General features: G+C 59.7%; 11 protein-coding genes. 2 read left to right on the top strand and 9 right to left on the bottom strand.

Annotated features, from left to right (window positions below):
- Window positions 1–56: 56 nt before the first annotated feature.
- Window positions 57–773, bottom strand: a complete 717-nt coding sequence (gene pgsA, locus BN1241_RS09705; RefSeq protein ID WP_077138350.1) for a CDP-diacylglycerol--glycerol-3-phosphate 3-phosphatidyltransferase — start codon at window positions 771–773, stop codon at window positions 57–59.
- A 47-nt stretch (window positions 774–820) separates the two neighbouring features.
- Here pgsA and BN1241_RS09700 point away from each other — a divergent pair, with 47 nt between their 5' ends.
- Window positions 821–2,164, top strand: a complete 1,344-nt coding sequence (locus BN1241_RS09700) for a CapA family protein (RefSeq protein ID WP_082418306.1) — start codon at window positions 821–823, stop codon at window positions 2,162–2,164.
- A 14-nt stretch (window positions 2,165–2,178) separates the two neighbouring features.
- Here BN1241_RS09700 and BN1241_RS09695 read toward each other — a convergent pair whose 3' ends face one another.
- The 5 genes from BN1241_RS09695 to dapA all read right to left on the bottom strand — a co-directional run bounded on the left by BN1241_RS09695 (window position 2,179) and on the right by dapA (window position 10,045).
- Window positions 2,179–2,769 (bottom strand): hypothetical protein, encoded by a 591-nt coding sequence (locus BN1241_RS09695; protein ID WP_054953392.1) that lies wholly within the window; start codon window positions 2,767–2,769, stop codon window positions 2,179–2,181.
- A 419-nt stretch (window positions 2,770–3,188) separates the two neighbouring features.
- Window positions 3,189–5,726 carry an FtsK/SpoIIIE family DNA translocase gene (locus tag BN1241_RS09690; RefSeq protein WP_230198301.1) on the bottom strand — a complete coding sequence of 846 codons (2,538 nt, stop codon included), beginning with the start codon at window positions 5,724–5,726 and terminating at the stop codon, window positions 3,189–3,191.
- Between the two features lie 210 nt (window positions 5,727–5,936).
- Entirely contained in the window at window positions 5,937–6,965 is a 1,029-nt protein-coding gene (locus tag BN1241_RS09685; RefSeq protein WP_147599392.1) for an ornithine cyclodeaminase, read from the bottom strand.
- Between the two features lie 248 nt (window positions 6,966–7,213).
- Window positions 7,214–8,845, bottom strand: coding sequence for a ribonuclease J (locus tag BN1241_RS09680; protein WP_261795478.1), 1,632 nt, complete (start codon window positions 8,843–8,845; stop codon window positions 7,214–7,216).
- A gap of 300 nt (window positions 8,846–9,145) precedes the next feature.
- The gene (gene dapA / locus BN1241_RS09675) at window positions 9,146–10,045 is read right to left on the bottom strand and encodes a 4-hydroxy-tetrahydrodipicolinate synthase (protein ID WP_054953389.1); all 900 of its coding nucleotides are present in this window, start codon (window positions 10,043–10,045) and stop codon (window positions 9,146–9,148) included.
- 231 nt (window positions 10,046–10,276) lie between these two features.
- Here dapA and BN1241_RS09670 point away from each other — a divergent pair, with 231 nt between their 5' ends.
- Complete coding sequence (locus tag BN1241_RS09670) at window positions 10,277–10,867, top strand: GNAT family N-acetyltransferase (protein WP_054953388.1); 591 nt, start codon at window positions 10,277–10,279, stop codon at window positions 10,865–10,867.
- 97 nt (window positions 10,868–10,964) lie between these two features.
- On the opposite strand, the gene dapB is transcribed toward BN1241_RS09670, so the two are convergent.
- The 3 genes from dapB to BN1241_RS09655 form a co-directional block, all read right to left on the bottom strand.
- Complete coding sequence (dapB, locus tag BN1241_RS09665) at window positions 10,965–11,705, bottom strand: 4-hydroxy-tetrahydrodipicolinate reductase (protein WP_054953387.1); 741 nt, start codon at window positions 11,703–11,705, stop codon at window positions 10,965–10,967.
- Window positions 11,706–11,710: 5 nt separating this feature from the next.
- Window positions 11,711–13,003: a M16 family metallopeptidase gene (locus tag BN1241_RS09660; protein WP_054953874.1), complete on the bottom strand. Its 1,293-nt coding sequence runs from the start codon at window positions 13,001–13,003 to the stop codon at window positions 11,711–11,713.
- A gap of 75 nt (window positions 13,004–13,078) precedes the next feature.
- Window positions 13,079–15,394, bottom strand: coding sequence for a polyribonucleotide nucleotidyltransferase (locus tag BN1241_RS09655; protein ID WP_054953386.1), 2,316 nt, complete (start codon window positions 15,392–15,394; stop codon window positions 13,079–13,081).
- Between the last annotated feature and the right edge of the window lie 76 nt (window positions 15,395–15,470).

Below are 15,470 nucleotides of genomic sequence, written 5' to 3'. Positions count from 1 at the left end.
CCTTCTGCACTGACACTATTCGTTGACACTTGAGCGCGCCAGCTACTCTAGAAAGCCTAATCGTTGTCGCCGTTCTCGCCGTTTTCTGGCCAATCAGTTTTCGGTGTCGATCCCGGTTCCGGTTCCAATGTATCGCCTTGCAGTGCTGCAGCCGTTGAATTCTCGGAGCCACCCGAGGGATGGGTCATTTCCTTGTCGTAGTCGCGTGAGATCTGGATGGCGTCTTGGACGTATTGGATGGCGGACCAGATGGAGGTGATAAGCGCGCCAACCACCAGTGCCCAGGTCAACCATTCCATGGCGGTGGCGAACCAGTCGGGGAAGATTGAGCGCCACGGGAGGAGCAGTCCGCCGATAAAGAGGGACTGGAGCATCATCTTGAGCTTGCCGCCCTTACCGGCGGCCATGACTGCCTTCCTCTTCATGTACATGCGCATGATGGTGATGCCGAGTTCACGGGCGAGCATGACGATCGTGATCCACCAGGGCAGCATGTCGTGCCAGGAGAGCATGATAAGAGCGGCTCCGATGAGGGCCTTGTCGGCGATCGAGTCCGCCAGCTTCCCGAAGTCAGTGATGAGGTTGCGGGAGCGCGCCAGATAGCCGTCAAGTTTGTCGGTCATGGCGGCAACGAAAAAGATCCCGGTCGCGATCCACCGGGAGGTGGTGTCAGCATCCCAGAAGGCCCAAATGAAGGCAGGGATGAGCAGGAGCCGAATGACGGTGACGACATTGGCGATGTTGAGAACCGGTACGGAATCTTGATTGGTCACCCCTTAAGCATAGGTTGTTGTTCGCTGTCATCCCCTATGCTTGTACCATGTCCTTTCGCCGGTTGAGCACTGTCGCCCTCGCATCTGCCTTCTTTTTGGCTTCCTGTAGCTCCATAACAAGCCAGGGTGACAGCGAGTCGGAGACTCCCGATGCCAGCGAATCGACCTCCCCCGAGACCACTCCGCCTTCTTCTGAACCAGCCGGTGATGAGGAATCCACGCAGGGCACAGACGAAACTGAAAAGCCCACCGATGACGAGATAGAAGCGGCCGATCCCGGTGAGCCCATGGCTCAGCTGACGATCGTGTCCGGCGGCGATATTCTTCTCCACCCCTCGATCTACGAAACCGCACGCACGGGTCCCGACTCTTTTGATTTCACCTACCAGTACGAGGGTATTGAGCCGTGGATCAGCGGAGCTGATCTGGCACTTTGCTCACTCGAGGTTCCGATCGCTCCCGAGGGCACGGAATATTCGGGATATCCAAGCTTCGGTGCACCCGCAGACCTTATTTCCTCGCTCAAGGAAGTCGGATGGGACGGATGCAACACGGCGACGAACCACACGATGGATCGGGGCTTCGCAGGCGTAGAACGCACGAATACCGTGTTGGAAGAGAACGGCATGGGCTTCCATGGTGGCGCACGCACCGAGGAAGAATCCAAAGATGTGCAGTTTTATGACATTGAAGTGGAGGGCCGCACGGTGACGGTCGCCCACATTTCCGCCACAGCATTGACCAATGGGGTTCCGATCAGGACGGAACAGCCGTGGTCCTGGTTCGTGATCGGTGAGCTCGGCCCCTACGAAACATCGGACGTCATCGATATGGCGGAGTCGGCACGCGAGGAGGGTGCCGACCTTGTTGTTGTCTCCATGCACTGGGGAACCGAGTACGTGTCGAAGCCGATCGAGGAGCAGCAGATTATTGCGCAGCAGCTTGCCGATTCCGGCCAGGTCGATCTCGTCTACGGAAATCACTCCCACGTTCCCGAGCCTGTAACAGAACTCGAGGGTGGTCCGCGGGGTGAGGGCATGTGGGTCGCCTGGTCGATGGGGAACCTCATTTCGGGACAGACCATCGCCAACCACGGATACCGAGTAACAACGGGTTATCTTGGCACCGCAACAATTGATGTACCAGCAGAGGGCCCAGCCACGGTCGACCGCCTCGATTGGACCGTCGTGACCCAGGATGCTCCGGGCAATAACCGACTGTACTTCCTCAATGAGGAGCTGAGGGGCGGGCGCCCGGCCACCCTGACGCTGAGCGATGCTGAGCTCCAGGAGCGAGCCGCCGTCACGTATCCGGTCATGGAAGCGAACGGCAGTAGCGAACGCCTCGAGGTTCCGACCCAGGTCTCTACCTCCGTTGAGCCCCGCAGGTAACAGTTTTCTGCGAGCTATTCGTTTTCAAGAACTTCGAGGGAAACCGAATTTCCATCAAAGACTTCCGGAAACAGATCGGGGCTAGTTGGGAATACCTCTCCCTCAATGACGGGAAAAACCCCTTGCTCTGCAAGAGTCGTCGACCAAACCTCACTATCGATCGTGCCCGGATTTGGTTCATATGACGACGCGATGATCACGTAGCTCTGTCCTGGCTCGAATTGGTCACCGACCTCAACCTCACTCACGGTGCCGCTCTCGAGCTGCGTCACAACAATGCTCTGTTCCACGAGGGACTCATCCCCCGAAATGACGTCGTCCACGTGCGCGGTGAAGTATTCGATTCCGGCGCCTGGATCCCCACCAAAGTTGGGCTTCCCATCCAGGCCGAAGTCCACATAGCGCCCGTCCGAAGAGACAATGGTAACCAGCATGGTGGCGTCATTGGCTGCCTGAGCAGATTCAAACGACGGGTATGTCACCGGAGCCAGTTCAACGACCTGCTCGTCACGATTCTCTGTGCCCTGCCAGGCCTTGATACCACTGACGAGTGCCACAGACGATACAGCGACCGCGCCAGCGACAAGAAGCCCTCTCTTCACCATGTTGCTCACCTCCTGCTAGGCGGTCTTGTTCACGAAGCTTCGTGAACCGGTACGAATACCGGATGCGAATCCGCTAAACAACATGTCATTGACTGTTGCCCTCGAGACGAGGGGTAGAGAGATATTGCACCTGTGCAACATCGGGATGGCTGGACCCGGTTCTTCAGGTCGGGGCGGAAAGAACAAAAGAATTCCGCCTATTCTGAAAAACAATACCCGGCTTCCGAAAAAACAAGACCATGCTTGGCAACGCTACTAGCGGCATATGGCCTAGCTACGCCGATAACAAGAGAACTGAACTTTCTGGGCTCCGACTCGCAGCGCCTCTCCCGCACCCAAGGCGATATCCCGCAAAGAGTGGAAAGAGGTGAGGGCTTGAGTACATCATGTGCACTCAAGCCCTCACCTCACAATAGTGGTTATCCTCTGCCTGTCAGTTGCCAGGCATCTTCAGAATCATCATCGTCCTCGTCCCAGTAGTCCTCTGCCGAGGGAACTTGGGAGGCGGGAAGGATCTGGGTGCCGTCGACCGGCTCCTCCTCAACGGGAGTCTCGTAGGCACCCTCGGGTGGTTCTTCGCCCTTGAGCATGGCGAGAACTTCAGGGAGCTGCTCGGGCATAACGAGGACTTCGCGGGCCTTGGAGCCTTCCGAGGGGCCGACAATGTCACGGGACTCAAGCAGGTCCATCATCCGCCCCGCCTTGGCGAAGCCGATTCGGAGCTTGCGCTGGAGCATGGAGGTGGATCCAAAGTCGGTGGAGACAACGAGTTCAGCTGCCTGCAAGAGCACGTCAAGATCGTCACCGATGTCGTCGTCAATCTTCTTCTTCGCATCCGGCTTCGCGGTCACGTCCTCCCGGTACTCGGGCTCCATCTTCCCCTTGACGTAGTCCACGACCTTCTCGATCTCGGACTCACCAACCCATGCGCCCTGGACGCGGATGGGCTTGGTGGCACCGGACGGCATGAACAGTGCATCGCCCTGACCAATGAGCTTCTCGGCACCCGGCTGGTCAAGGATCACGCGGGAGTCAGCAAGCGACGACGTGGAAAAAGCAAGGCGCGAGGGCACGTTCGACTTAATCAGGCCGGTAACAACATCCACGGAGGGACGCTGGGTGGCAAGCACGAGGTGGATGCCGGCGGCACGGGCGAGCTGGGTGATGCGCTGAATGGACGCCTCAACGTCCTTCGGTGCGATCAGCATGAGGTCGGCGAGCTCGTCGACCACGACGACGAGATAGGGGTAGGGCTTGATTTCGCGTTCGGATCCGGGAAGCGGCTTCACGTGCCCGGCATGAACCGCCTCGTTGAACTGGTCGACGTGGCGGTAACCGAACGAAGCAAGATCGTCGTACCTGCGGTCCATCTCCTCCACCACCCATTCGAGAGCCTCAGCGGCCTTCTTAGGATTGGTGATGATGGGGGTGATGAGGTGCGGGATCCCGGCATAGACCGTCAGTTCAACGCGCTTGGGGTCAACAAGGATGAGTCGCACCTGGTCGGGTGTGGCCCTCATGAGGATCGATGTGATCATCGAGTTGACGAAGGAGGACTTACCCGAACCGGTTGCACCTGCCACGAGCAAGTGCGGCATCTTCGCCAAGTTCGCGACCACGTAATTGCCCTGGACGGACTTGCCCAAGCCAACAACGAGCGGGTGCGCCTGCTTCTGGGCAACCGAAGACCGGAGAACATCGCCGAGGACCACGGTCTCACGGTCGGCGTTCGGGATCTCGATGCCCACGGCCTGCTTGCCGGGGATGGGTGAGAGGATGCGAACATCGGCCGATGCGACAGCATAAGCAATGTTTCGGGACAGCTGGGTAATGCGTTCGACCTTGACGCCGGGGCCGAGCTCAACCTCGTACTGGGTGACTGTCGGTCCGCGAGAGAAGCCGGTGACGGTCGCGTCCACGGAGAATTCTTCAAAGACCCGAGTGAGCGAGGCAACGACCGAATCGTTAACTTCGGAGCGTTCCAGGTGCGGGGAACCTGCCGTCAGCATTCCCATGTCCGGCAGCTCGTACGCGAGGCTTGCCGACAGTTCGGGCTGTTCAAAGAAGGTTTGTTCGTCTTCCGCTTCCTCGGGTGAGGGTTCCGGTGCCGGCAAGTCCACCGATGCCTTCGGGCTCACGACCTCCGTCGGATCGGGGATTGCGGGGGCTACGGCCGTCTTTTTGGGCTTCCGCTTCGTCATATCGACCTGGGGCAGATCGGGAGCCTTCTCCATCTCCCAGCTCTCGTCGTACGGCTCCGCCTCGTCACTGAAGGCAGCATCCCGCTTCCGCTTGATCCTGTCCGCGAGCGACTCCTTCGCTTCGCTTTCTTCCTTCTCCGGCTTACGCTCCCGCATCATGTCGATAACATCGCGGATCGAAGTCGAGGTGCCGTAGAGAATCGAGTAGATGGCAAGCAGGATGAGGATCGGGACAGCGCCGTAGGGCGACAGCAGGTAGGACAGCCCCCCACCCGCTAGCCAGCCGATGATGCCGCCCGCATTCTCCACTCCCGCAATGTCATCCATCGGATTCCCTACACCCCGAAGAATGTGGAGGATGCCGGTCACGGAGATGATGAGGAGGACGGTTCCGATCACGAGGTTCTTATTTGCGTTCCTCGTTGATGCCCGGAACAGCCGGATCGCGAAGAAGACGAGAACGATCGGAATAAAGATCCCGAGCAGACCGATGGGGCCGGCCGTGATGTGGTGAATAAAGGAGCCGAGCGCCCCGGACAACTGGAACCATTCCCGCAACGCAATGATGATTGCGAGACCGATCAGTGTCAGGGCAAGACCGTCACGCCGCGCCGGGGAGGTGTCCTCCACGACCGGTTTGGGCTGGATCTGGGTCTTCGCTGTCTGCTGCGTGCGCGCACGACCACCGGATCGCACACGACCGGTGGTCGCCTGCGATGCCTTCCGTCCAGGTTTACTCGGTTCAGACTTACTCACACCCTCGAGAATAGTTCCCCTACCAGTCACTTTCCTACCCACGCGCCGAAACATAGAGCTAAGCGGTTTTTCTCACGCACCCGTAACAGCCTCAGTATTCACCAAAAATCTGCCTCAACGAAAGGATCCCCGACAGTTGTCGAGGATCCTTCCTACTTTGATTTTCCGTAACCTCGACTGAGCCAATGGTGAATGACAGGCCGGGGTAAATCAATGAACCGGTGAGCTCACCAGTGTCATCGCAAACAGGTCTTTCGGATCATCCGGGTTGGCGATGAGGTCGATCGCGTCCTGCAAATCACTATCGTCAGTCATTCTTCTACACACCTTGAGTGCGGCGAAGTCGGAGATCGCGAAACCTACTGAGTCAAAGACTGTAATCTCTTCAGCCGAGGTACGTCCCGGGTGCTTCCCCGCCACGACTTCCCAGAACTCGGTAACCGGGAAGTCCGCTGCAACCTGCTGAATCTCTCCCTCAATGCGTGTCTGTTCCTCGAATTCGACGAACACGCTGGCACGGTCAAGGATCGCGGAATCGAGTTCGGTCTTACCCGGGCAATCGCCGCCGATCGCATTGATATGAACACCGGGAGCGACCTGGTGGTCGTGAAGGACGGTAGCGAGCTGCTTGTCTGCCGTGCATGTGGTCACCACATCCGCACCGAGGATCGCCTCGTCCGCACTCCCACAGATCGTGATCGTGAATCCGAGCGGCTCCATGTTCCTCCGGAACTTCTCCATCGCATTCGGATCAACATCGTAGATCGTCAGGTTCTCGATCCCCAGCGCCGCCCTCATGCCCAATGCCTGGAACTCCGCTTGGCTCCCCGACCCGATCATCGCCATCGACCTGGAATCCGGGCGTCCCAGGTACTTCGCAACAAGAGCCGAGATCGCAGCCGTCCGCAATGCTGTCAGGAGGGTCATTTCAGCAACAAATACGGGGTACCCGTTATCGACGTCTGCGAGCGCACCGAAGGCCGTGACTGTTTGGAAGCCGCGGGCGGGGTTGGAGGGGTGGCCGTTCACGTATTTGAACGAGTACTGCTCACCGTCGCTCGTCGGCATGAGTTCGATGACCCCGATAGGTGAGTGCGAGGCGAGTCGGGGAATTTTTTCGAACGACTGCCACCTGCCAAAGTCGCGATCGAGCTCCCCCATCATCTCTCGAATGATCGCTTCGACCCCATCGTGCTGAATCCAGCGAACCATGTTGCGCACGCCCACAAATTGCGTCATTGAATCCTCCATACTGAACGTCATCGTTCACAAAGTGCCATCTTTTCATCGTAGAGGCACAGCTCACAGAGTGGAAGTCCCAAAGTATAAGACGCTCTTGAATATTTGCTAGAGCTCAGATTCTCCCCAGATTCCTCGGAACTTAGATCTCTGACGAGTAGGTCGATGGTACGGAACGAGTGAAGGCCACCCGGGGGTGGCCTTCACTTCTCTGTTTCTCGTCTGTGATTTCTGTACTTCGATGTTTTCTATACTTCGATGACCGTGGGAACGATCATGGGCTTGCGGCGCAGCCTGCGGGAGACCCAGCGCCCAATGGCACGGCGCATCGCCTGCTGCATCTGGTACGTGTCCGCCCCTTCGTCCAATGCATCCTGCAGTGCCTGCGTGACATCGGGTAGGACCTTGTCGAACACCTCGTCGTCTTCCGCCATTGCCCTCGACTGAATGTGCGGGCCGGAGACGATCTCCTTCTTGGTTGGGTCAACGACGGCGAAGAGAGCGACGAAGCCTTCTTCGGAGAGGATCCTACGATCCTTGAGCTCCGCCTCGGTCAGATCACCAACCGAGGAACCGTCCACGTAGACATAGCCGCAGGGAACGGCGCCGACAATACTCGATTGCCCATCAACCATATCCACCACGACACCGTCCTCGGCGAGCATGATGTTCTCTGCCGGGACACCGGTCTTTACCGCGAGCGCACCGTTGGCGACAAGGTGGCGGATTTCGCCGTGGATGGGCATGACAGCCGTGGGCTGGACGATGTTGTAGCAGTAGAGGAGCTCACCGGCTGATGCGTGTCCGGATACGTGGACGCGAGCATTGGCCTGGTGCACAACCTTGGTGCCGAGCCTCATGAGCCCGTTGATGAGGCGGAAAACGGAGTTCTCGTTGCCGGGAATGAGAGAGGAAGCAAAAACAACGGTGTCGCCGGGGCCCACTGAGATCTTGGGGTGGTTCTCGTTTGCAATGCGGGACAGCACCGCCATGGGCTCCCCCTGGGAACCGGTCGACATGTAGACGCGCTTCGATTCGGGGTAGTCATTGATCTTCTTCAGATCAACAAGCACGCCGTCCGGGACATCGAGGTAGCCGAGGTCAGCCGCAATTCCCATATTGCGAACCATGGAGCGCCCCACGAAGGTGACGACACGGTTGTTGGCGGCTGCCGCGTCGAGCACCTGCTGGACACGGTGGACGTGGGAAGCAAAGGAAGCGACAACGATCTGACCTGTCGCTGCGGAGAAGACCTGGTTGAGGACGGGTCCAATCTCGACTTCGGCAGTCGTGAAGCCGGGGACCTCGGCGTTGGTGGAGTCCGTCATGAACAGGTCGACGCCCTCTTCACCGAGGCGTGCGAAGGCACGCAGGTCGGTGATGCGGCGGTCGAGGGGTAGCTGGTCCATCTTAAAATCACCGGTAATGAGCACGTTGCCGGCGGCGGTTCGAATCATGGCGGCGAGAGCATCGGGGATGGAGTGGTTGACTGCCACAAATTCGACTTCGAAGGGACCGAACTGTTCGACGTCGTCTTCCGATACCTGGAGCGTGTAAGGGGTGATCCGGTGCTCGTGAAGTTTCGCTTCAATGAAGGCGAGGGTGAGTTGGGAACCAACGACAGGGATGTCGTTCTTCAGTCGAAGGAGGTAGGGGACGGCACCGATGTGGTCCTCGTGCCCGTGGGTGAGAATAATGGCCTCGATATCGTCGAGGCGGTCCTCGATGTATTCGAAGTCGGGCAGAATCAGGTCAACACCGGGCTGTGCTTCTTCGGGGAAGAGCACTCCACAGTCAACAATGAGGAGGCGTCCGTTGATTTCAAAGACGGTCATGTTTCGCCCAACCTCACCCAGACCACCGAGAGGGACAATCCTCAGGGTGTTCTTCTTGAGGGGGCCGGGCTTGAGGAGATCTGGTCGAGCGTAATTCACGTCCACATTCTCCCATGAAGTGAGAGTTTTCTGCACCCAACCCGCACGGGTAACTTTCCCATCCCCATTCCAGCCCATTCCGGCTCTTATCCCCGCCACACCTTCCGGAAAGAAAATAAGTCACGGCCTTAATCACAGCGTGGTCAATCGGACTTCGAAGTGGCCCGAATCACCTCGATGAAATAGCTGACTGCCCGAGGCGGGAAGCCTCGGGCAGTCAGCTATTCAAGGTAGGACGGAGCAGTCTTAGGACAGGTAGCCCTGGACCCGCAGAACCTTCCGCAGTTCGTCGAGTTCTCCCTGACCCGCACCAACGAGCGGCAGGCGAACAGTCGCGTTCGGGATCGTACCAATCATGGCGAGGGCTTCCTTGGCCATGACAGCTCCCTGTCCGCCACCCATGATGACGTCAACGAGGGAGTGCAGGCCGCCATCGATCGTGCGTGCTTCCTCATAGTTCCCAGCGTCCACCGCGTCGATCATCGCCCGGTAGCGAGCTGCCGCCACGTGTCCCACGACGGAGACAATGCCGGAGGCTCCAATGGTCAACCATGGCAGGTTGAGAGCATCATCGCCCGAGTAGTATTCGAGTCCCGTACGGCGGGAAACGGCAATGCCGGTGGGAAGATCGCCGGCAGCGTCCTTCACCGCCTTGATCTTCGGGTTCTCGGCAAGGCGATCGAACGTCTCGTCGGCGATCTTCACTCCGGTGCGTCCGGGGATGTCGTAGACCATGACGGGTAAACCCGTCGCATCAGCAATCGCGCTGATGTGCTGGAAGATGCCCTCCTGGGAGGGGCGGGAATAGTACGGAGAGACAACAAGGAGCCCCTGGGCACCCGACTTCTCTGCACCGACGGCGATGCGCACACCGTGCGCGGTGTCATTGGAACCCGCACCTGCAATCACCAAGGCCCGGCCATTCACCTCGGCCACGACCTCGCTGACAAGCAGGTCCTTCTCAGGCTGGTGCGTGGTCGGTGATTCTCCGGTCGTGCCGGACAGGAGGATGCAATCGGCACCCTGATCGACAAGGTGCGATGCGAGCTGGCGTGCGGACTCAATATCGAGTGAACCGTCGGGGGAAAATGGCGTTGCCATTGCCACTCCGACAGAGCCAAAAGTTCGAGACGGTGTACTACCCATGTCCCAACCCTAGCGTCTTCCCCGCTGACCGAGGCCTCCCTTTGGCGGAATGTCGAACATGTGGACACGTTCTGCCACCATGTCACCCGTTAATTCGTACTGTCATCGACCAAGAAACTTATCCATCGACAGACGAAATCACCATCCTTAGCCGACGGGTCGGAGGGTGTCCGATACGCCGTGAGGGTAGCGATTGTGGACCGATGTGGGGTTGGTCGATACTCTAGGTGGGTGACTGCAGCTCTTCCCGATTCATTCGTTCGCCCCACCATCATCTCCGACATCCCCTTCGTGGGTGATATTCATTCGGCAACGATGAAAGCCACCCTCGAGGCGGCCCTCGGGCACGATCTTCCCAATGAGGTTGCTGAGCAATTGTCTGCAGAAAACCTCTCGAAGAACTGGTCTCTATCCGTCTCTGCCCCGCCGGCACCCACCTACCGGACACTGACTGCGGTTGAAGGTGCTGCGATCGTCGGCTTCGCCGCCGCTGCTCCCGCCGACCAGGCTCTCATCGGTGCTCCCGAGAACAATCCCGGCACCATCGAGATTCTTGCCCTTGAAGTCCCCGCAAAGCACGGCCGCAAGGGCCACGGCTCCAGGCTCCTCGCCGCCATCGCAGAGTTCGCGGAGCAGGACCATGCGGGTGAGATGCAGGTGTGGATCATGGTCGGCGATGAAGCCAAGACCCGCTTCTTCCAGGGGGCTGGTTTTGCTCCCCGCGGCATCCAGCGTTCCCTCGAGCTTGGCACCGACCTCGTCACCGAACAGTGCTGGTACACGGTCCTGGAGCCCGAGGATCACACTGGACACCATCACTAGGCTCCATTCAATTAACTTCTAGAAAGTAAGGTCCCGGTTCTGACCAGAACCAAAATGTTCTGGTCAGAACCGGGACCTTACTCGTTGATGCCTGGGCTTAGATGTCCATGAGCTTGTCGAGTCCGAACGTGAGTCCGGGACGCTTGGTCACCTCGCGGATGGCGAGGAGCACGCCGGGCCAGAACGAGCCACGATCGAAAGAGTCGGTGCGGATGGTGAGCTGCTCACCGGGGTTACCGAATACAATTTCCTCGTGTGCGGTCAGTCCGCGCAGCCGTACGGCGTGAACGCGCACTCCATCAATGTTGGCACCGCGAGCACCATCCGGATCCGTTTCGGTCGCGTCCGGCATCTGCCCCAAGCCCGCTTCGCGCCTCGCTTCGGCGATGTGCTTGGCGGTGGTGATGGCGGTGCCGGAGGGCGCATCGACCTTGTTCGGGTGATGAAGCTCAATGACTTCGGCTGATTCGAAGTAGCGAGCAGCCTTCGCAGCAAATGCCATGGAGAGGACTGCTGATAGTGCGTAGTTCGGGGAAATGACCGCTCCGAGGCCGGGCTTGGTGGCCAGCTTCTCTTCAACCTTGGCTAGCGCCTCGTCGGTCCATCCCGTCGTTCCGACAACAGGGTGTACGCCGGCCTCAATCAGGGCAAGGACGTTGTCGAGAGTCGCATCGGGCCTCGTGAACTCGATTGCGACTTCTGCCCCGCCCAGAGTCTTGGTCGTGATCGGGTCACCAGCATCGAGCTGTGCGACGAGTTCGAGTCCGTCAGTTTCTGAGACCCCTGCCGCCATAGCATGTCCCATGCGGCCCTTAGCTCCAATGATTGCTACCTTCATGGTCGCTATCCTATCGGCCCGACGGTGACGCAGGCTCGCTCGTTCACGGTCAGCATGGCAAGCACCTCTTCGATGTCGTCGCGGGTGACAGCTTTTTGGCGGCGGAGCGCTTCGTCGAGGGAGATGAGGCGTCCGGTGGAGAGTTCGGCAAGCCCGAGGCGGAGCATGCGCTGCTGGACCGCCTCCGCATCAAACACCGCTCCAGCCCGCAGCCTGCGGTACGCGGATTCCACTTCGGATTCCTTCACCGAGCCCACAATGCCGTCCAGTGTCTCGTTCATGAGCTCCGCAACGATCTGAACGTTTTTGGGTGACGTGGGTGCCCCGAGAGCAACGAAGCCACCGGTTTCGTAAGAGGAAGCAAAAGAGTAGGCGGAATAAGCAAGGCCGCGCTTTTCCCTGATCTCTTGGAAGAGCCGCGAGGACGATCCGGTACCGAGGATGGTGAGGGCCGCAAGAAGGGCGGGGCGTCTTTGATCCAGATGCGTCACGCCGGGCATGCCAACCAGCACGACCGCCTGCTCGGAGGTCTGCTGGATAGTCTTATTGGAAAGACTGTAGCTAAGTGGAGTCTCAACTCTACGGGGAACAAACTCCTCCCCCGTAAGTTCCCACCCGTACTTACGCAGCCCAGCAAGAACTGTCTCCACGAACGTCTCGTGGTCGACGGATCCTGCGGCCGTGACGACGAGTTCGCCAGCATGGTAGTGGTCCCGGTAGTGCTCGAGAAGGGCTGAGTGGGCCAAGTTCGTGACCGACTCCCTCGTGCCACCCACCGGCCGTGCGAGCGGGTGGTCCCCGAAGATCGCTCCCGGTAGCGCCTCGTGGGCAACGTCGCTCGGATCATCGGCGTACATCGCAAGCTCGTCAAGGATCACGCCCCGCTCGACAAGCATATCCTGTTCATCCAGCCTCGCGGAGGTCACCATGTCAGCGAGCAGATCCACGGCGGGAGCTAGGTCCTCGTCAAACACGCGGCCGTGGTAGGCGGTGAACTGCTTCGCGGTCATGGCATTGAAGTCACCACCGAGATAGTCCTGCTCTTCGGCAATCATTGTGGCTGACCGGGTGCGGGTGCCCTTGAACAGGAGATGTTCCAGGAAGTGCGTGGATCCCTCGTGTCCCGGCATCTCGTCCCGCGATCCCGCTCCGATCCACATACCGAGCGCGACAGAACGCTGGCTTGGGATGTGTTCGGTGATGAAGCGGATGCCGTGTCGGATGGTGCGGCGCAGGTGCGCTCCCGAATCCTCAACGTCAATCTCTTGGTCGTGGAGGGAAATTTCTGTGTATGTCATATGCGGCAGTGGGCCGGCCATGTTGGCCGGCCCACTGAACTCCTTCAGTTGTGAGTAAGTAACTCGGGGAAGGGATTAGTCTTCGTCGGACTTGCGGGTGCGGCGACGCTGACGGTTACGGGGCTTACGCTCCGCCTGCTCGTCCTGGCCGTTCTCGCCGTTACCACCGTTGTCCTGTGCGTCGGTCTCAACGTCGTCGTCCTGGTTTTCTTCACCTTCGACGACGGCGTGCAGGGAGAGCTTGCCGCGTTGATCGATCTCGGCGAGCTCAACCTGCACATTGTCACCCACGTTGAGAACATCTTCGACGTTCTCAACGCGCTTGCCGCCAACAATGCGACGGATCTGGGTGATGTGGAGGAGGCCGTCCTTGCCCGGGGTGAGGGAAACGAAGGCACCGAAGGAGGTGGTCTTGACGACCGTTCCAACGAAGCGTTCGCCCACCTCGGGCATAGTCGGGTTCGCGATCGAGTTGATGGCCTGACGGGCTGCCTCGGCGGCGGAGCCGGTGGTGGCACCAACGAAGACCGAACCGTCGTCTTCGATCGTGATCTCGGCACCGGTGTCTTCCTGGATCTGGTTGATCATCTTGCCCTTGGGGCCAATGACCTCACCGATCTTGTCCACGGGAATCTTGATGGTGATGATGCGGGGTGCGGTTTCGTTCATGTCGTCCGGAACCGAGATCGCGTCATCCAGAATGTCGAGGATCGCGAGACGAGCATCGCGTGCCTGACCAAGAGCTGCGGCAAGAACCTGTGCGGGGATGCCGTCGAGCTTCGTGTCGAGCTGGATGGCGGTCACGAATTCACGAGTACCGGCAACCTTGAAGTCCATGTCGCCCAGTGCGTCTTCTGCACCGAGGATGTCGGTGAGGGCAACGTAGCGCTGCTGACCGTCGATCTCTTCAGACATGAGGCCCATGGCGATACCGGCTACGGAGGCGCGCAGGGGCACACCGGCGTTGAGGAGCGACAGGGTCGATGCACAGACGGAACCCATCGAGGTGGAGCCGTTGGACCCGAGAGCTTCGGAGACCTGACGGATCGCGTACGGGAAGTCTTCACGCGAGGGCAGGACGGGCACGAGGGCACGCTCTGCGAGCATGCCGTGACCGATTTCGCGGCGCTTCGGGGAGCCAACACGGCCGGTTTCACCGGTGGAGTAGGGCGGGAAGTTGTAGTGGTGCATGTAGCGCTTCGACTTCTGCGGGGAGAGGTTGTCGAGCTGCTGCTCCATCTTCAGCATGTTGAGCGTGGTAACACCCATGATCTGGGTTTCGCCGCGCTGGAAGAGGGCGGAGCCGTGCACGCGGGGCAGGACGTTTGTTTCGGCCGTGATCGAGCGGATCTCGGCGGGCTGACGTCCGTCCATGCGAACCCCGTCCGTGAGGACGCGGTGACGCATCTGCTTCTTGAAGACGGAGTTAACGGCGGCAGCGAGCTCGCCTTCACCTTCCGGGTAGTCCTTCGACAGCTCGGCCACGACGTGGGTCGTGAGTTCGTTCAGGGCATCATCGCGCTCTGCCTTGCCGACGAGCTGGAGGATGGGGTTCAGGCGATCGCCGATCTGCTTCTCAACACGCTCGAACTGTTCGTCCGTGTAGGGCAGGAAAAGCGGGTAGTCCTGGGTTTCTTTACCGGCCTGGTCGACGAGCTCCTGCTGAGCATCGCAGAGGACGCGGATGAAGGACTTGGCGGCTTCGAGGCCCTCGGCCAGGGTCTCCTCGGTCGGTGCCTGCGCACCGTCCTGGATGAGGTCCCAGGCGTATTCGCCGGCCTCGGCCTCAACCATCATGACGGCAACGTCGTCACCGACGACACGGCCGGCAACGACCATGGTGAAGGATGCGCGGGGCAGGTCGGAGAAGCGCGGGAAAGCCACCCACTGGTTGTCGATGAGGGCAATGCGGACACCGCCGATGGGGCCGGAGAACGGCAGTCCCGACAGGGTGGTGGACATTGAGGCGGCGTTAATCGCCAGAACGTCGTAGGCGTCATCCGGGTGCACGGCCATGACCGTCGCAACAACCTGAACCTCATTACGCAGGCCCTTGACGAAGGCGGGGCGGAGCGGGCGGTCAATGAGACGGCAGGCGAGGATGGCGTCCGTGCCGGGGCGGCCTTCACGGCGGAAGAACGAGCCCGGGATACGACCGGCCGCGTATGAGCGTTCCTCGACGTCAACGGTCAGCGGGAAGAAATCAAAGTGATCCTTCGGTGCGCTGGAGACAGCGGTGGCGGACAGGATCGCGGTCTCACCATCGAGGTAGGCCATGGCGCTGCCGGCGGCCTGGCGGGCAAGAAGCCCGGTTTCGAAACGGATCGTGCGAGTACCGAACGCACCGTTATCAATAATTGCTTCAGAGAATTTCACATCGGGACCTTCCATGGTTCCCCTTTCATTACGGGGCCGGTAACGGTCATCGATTGCCAGCCACGGACCCCTTCGTTCCGTAACATGCAAC

It is taken from the genome of Flaviflexus massiliensis (assembly GCF_001375495.1).
Taxonomy (GTDB): domain Bacteria; phylum Actinomycetota; class Actinomycetes; order Actinomycetales; family Actinomycetaceae; genus Flaviflexus; species Flaviflexus massiliensis.
This window is presented reverse-complemented; position numbering and strand designations above follow the sequence as displayed.

Excerpts from the sequence above, each read along its gene's own strand:
- BN1241_RS09700 (WP_082418306.1), top strand. The coding sequence starts at position 821 with ATGTCCTTTCGCCGGTTGAGCACTGTCGCCCTCGCATCTGCCTTCTTT.
- BN1241_RS09695 (WP_054953392.1), bottom strand. The coding sequence starts at position 2,769 with ATGGTGAAGAGAGGGCTTCTTGTCGCTGGCGCGGTCGCTGTATCGTCT.
- BN1241_RS09685 (WP_147599392.1), bottom strand. The coding sequence starts at position 6,965 with ATGACGCAATTTGTGGGCGTGCGCAACATGGTTCGCTGGATTCAGCAC.
- dapA (WP_054953389.1), bottom strand. The coding sequence starts at position 10,045 with ATGGGTAGTACACCGTCTCGAACTTTTGGCTCTGTCGGAGTGGCAATG.
- dapB (WP_054953387.1), bottom strand. The coding sequence starts at position 11,705 with ATGAAGGTAGCAATCATTGGAGCTAAGGGCCGCATGGGACATGCTATG.
- BN1241_RS09660 (WP_054953874.1), bottom strand. The coding sequence starts at position 13,003 with ATGACATACACAGAAATTTCCCTCCACGACCAAGAGATTGACGTTGAG.
- BN1241_RS09655 (WP_054953386.1), bottom strand. The coding sequence starts at position 15,394 with ATGGAAGGTCCCGATGTGAAATTCTCTGAAGCAATTATTGATAACGGT.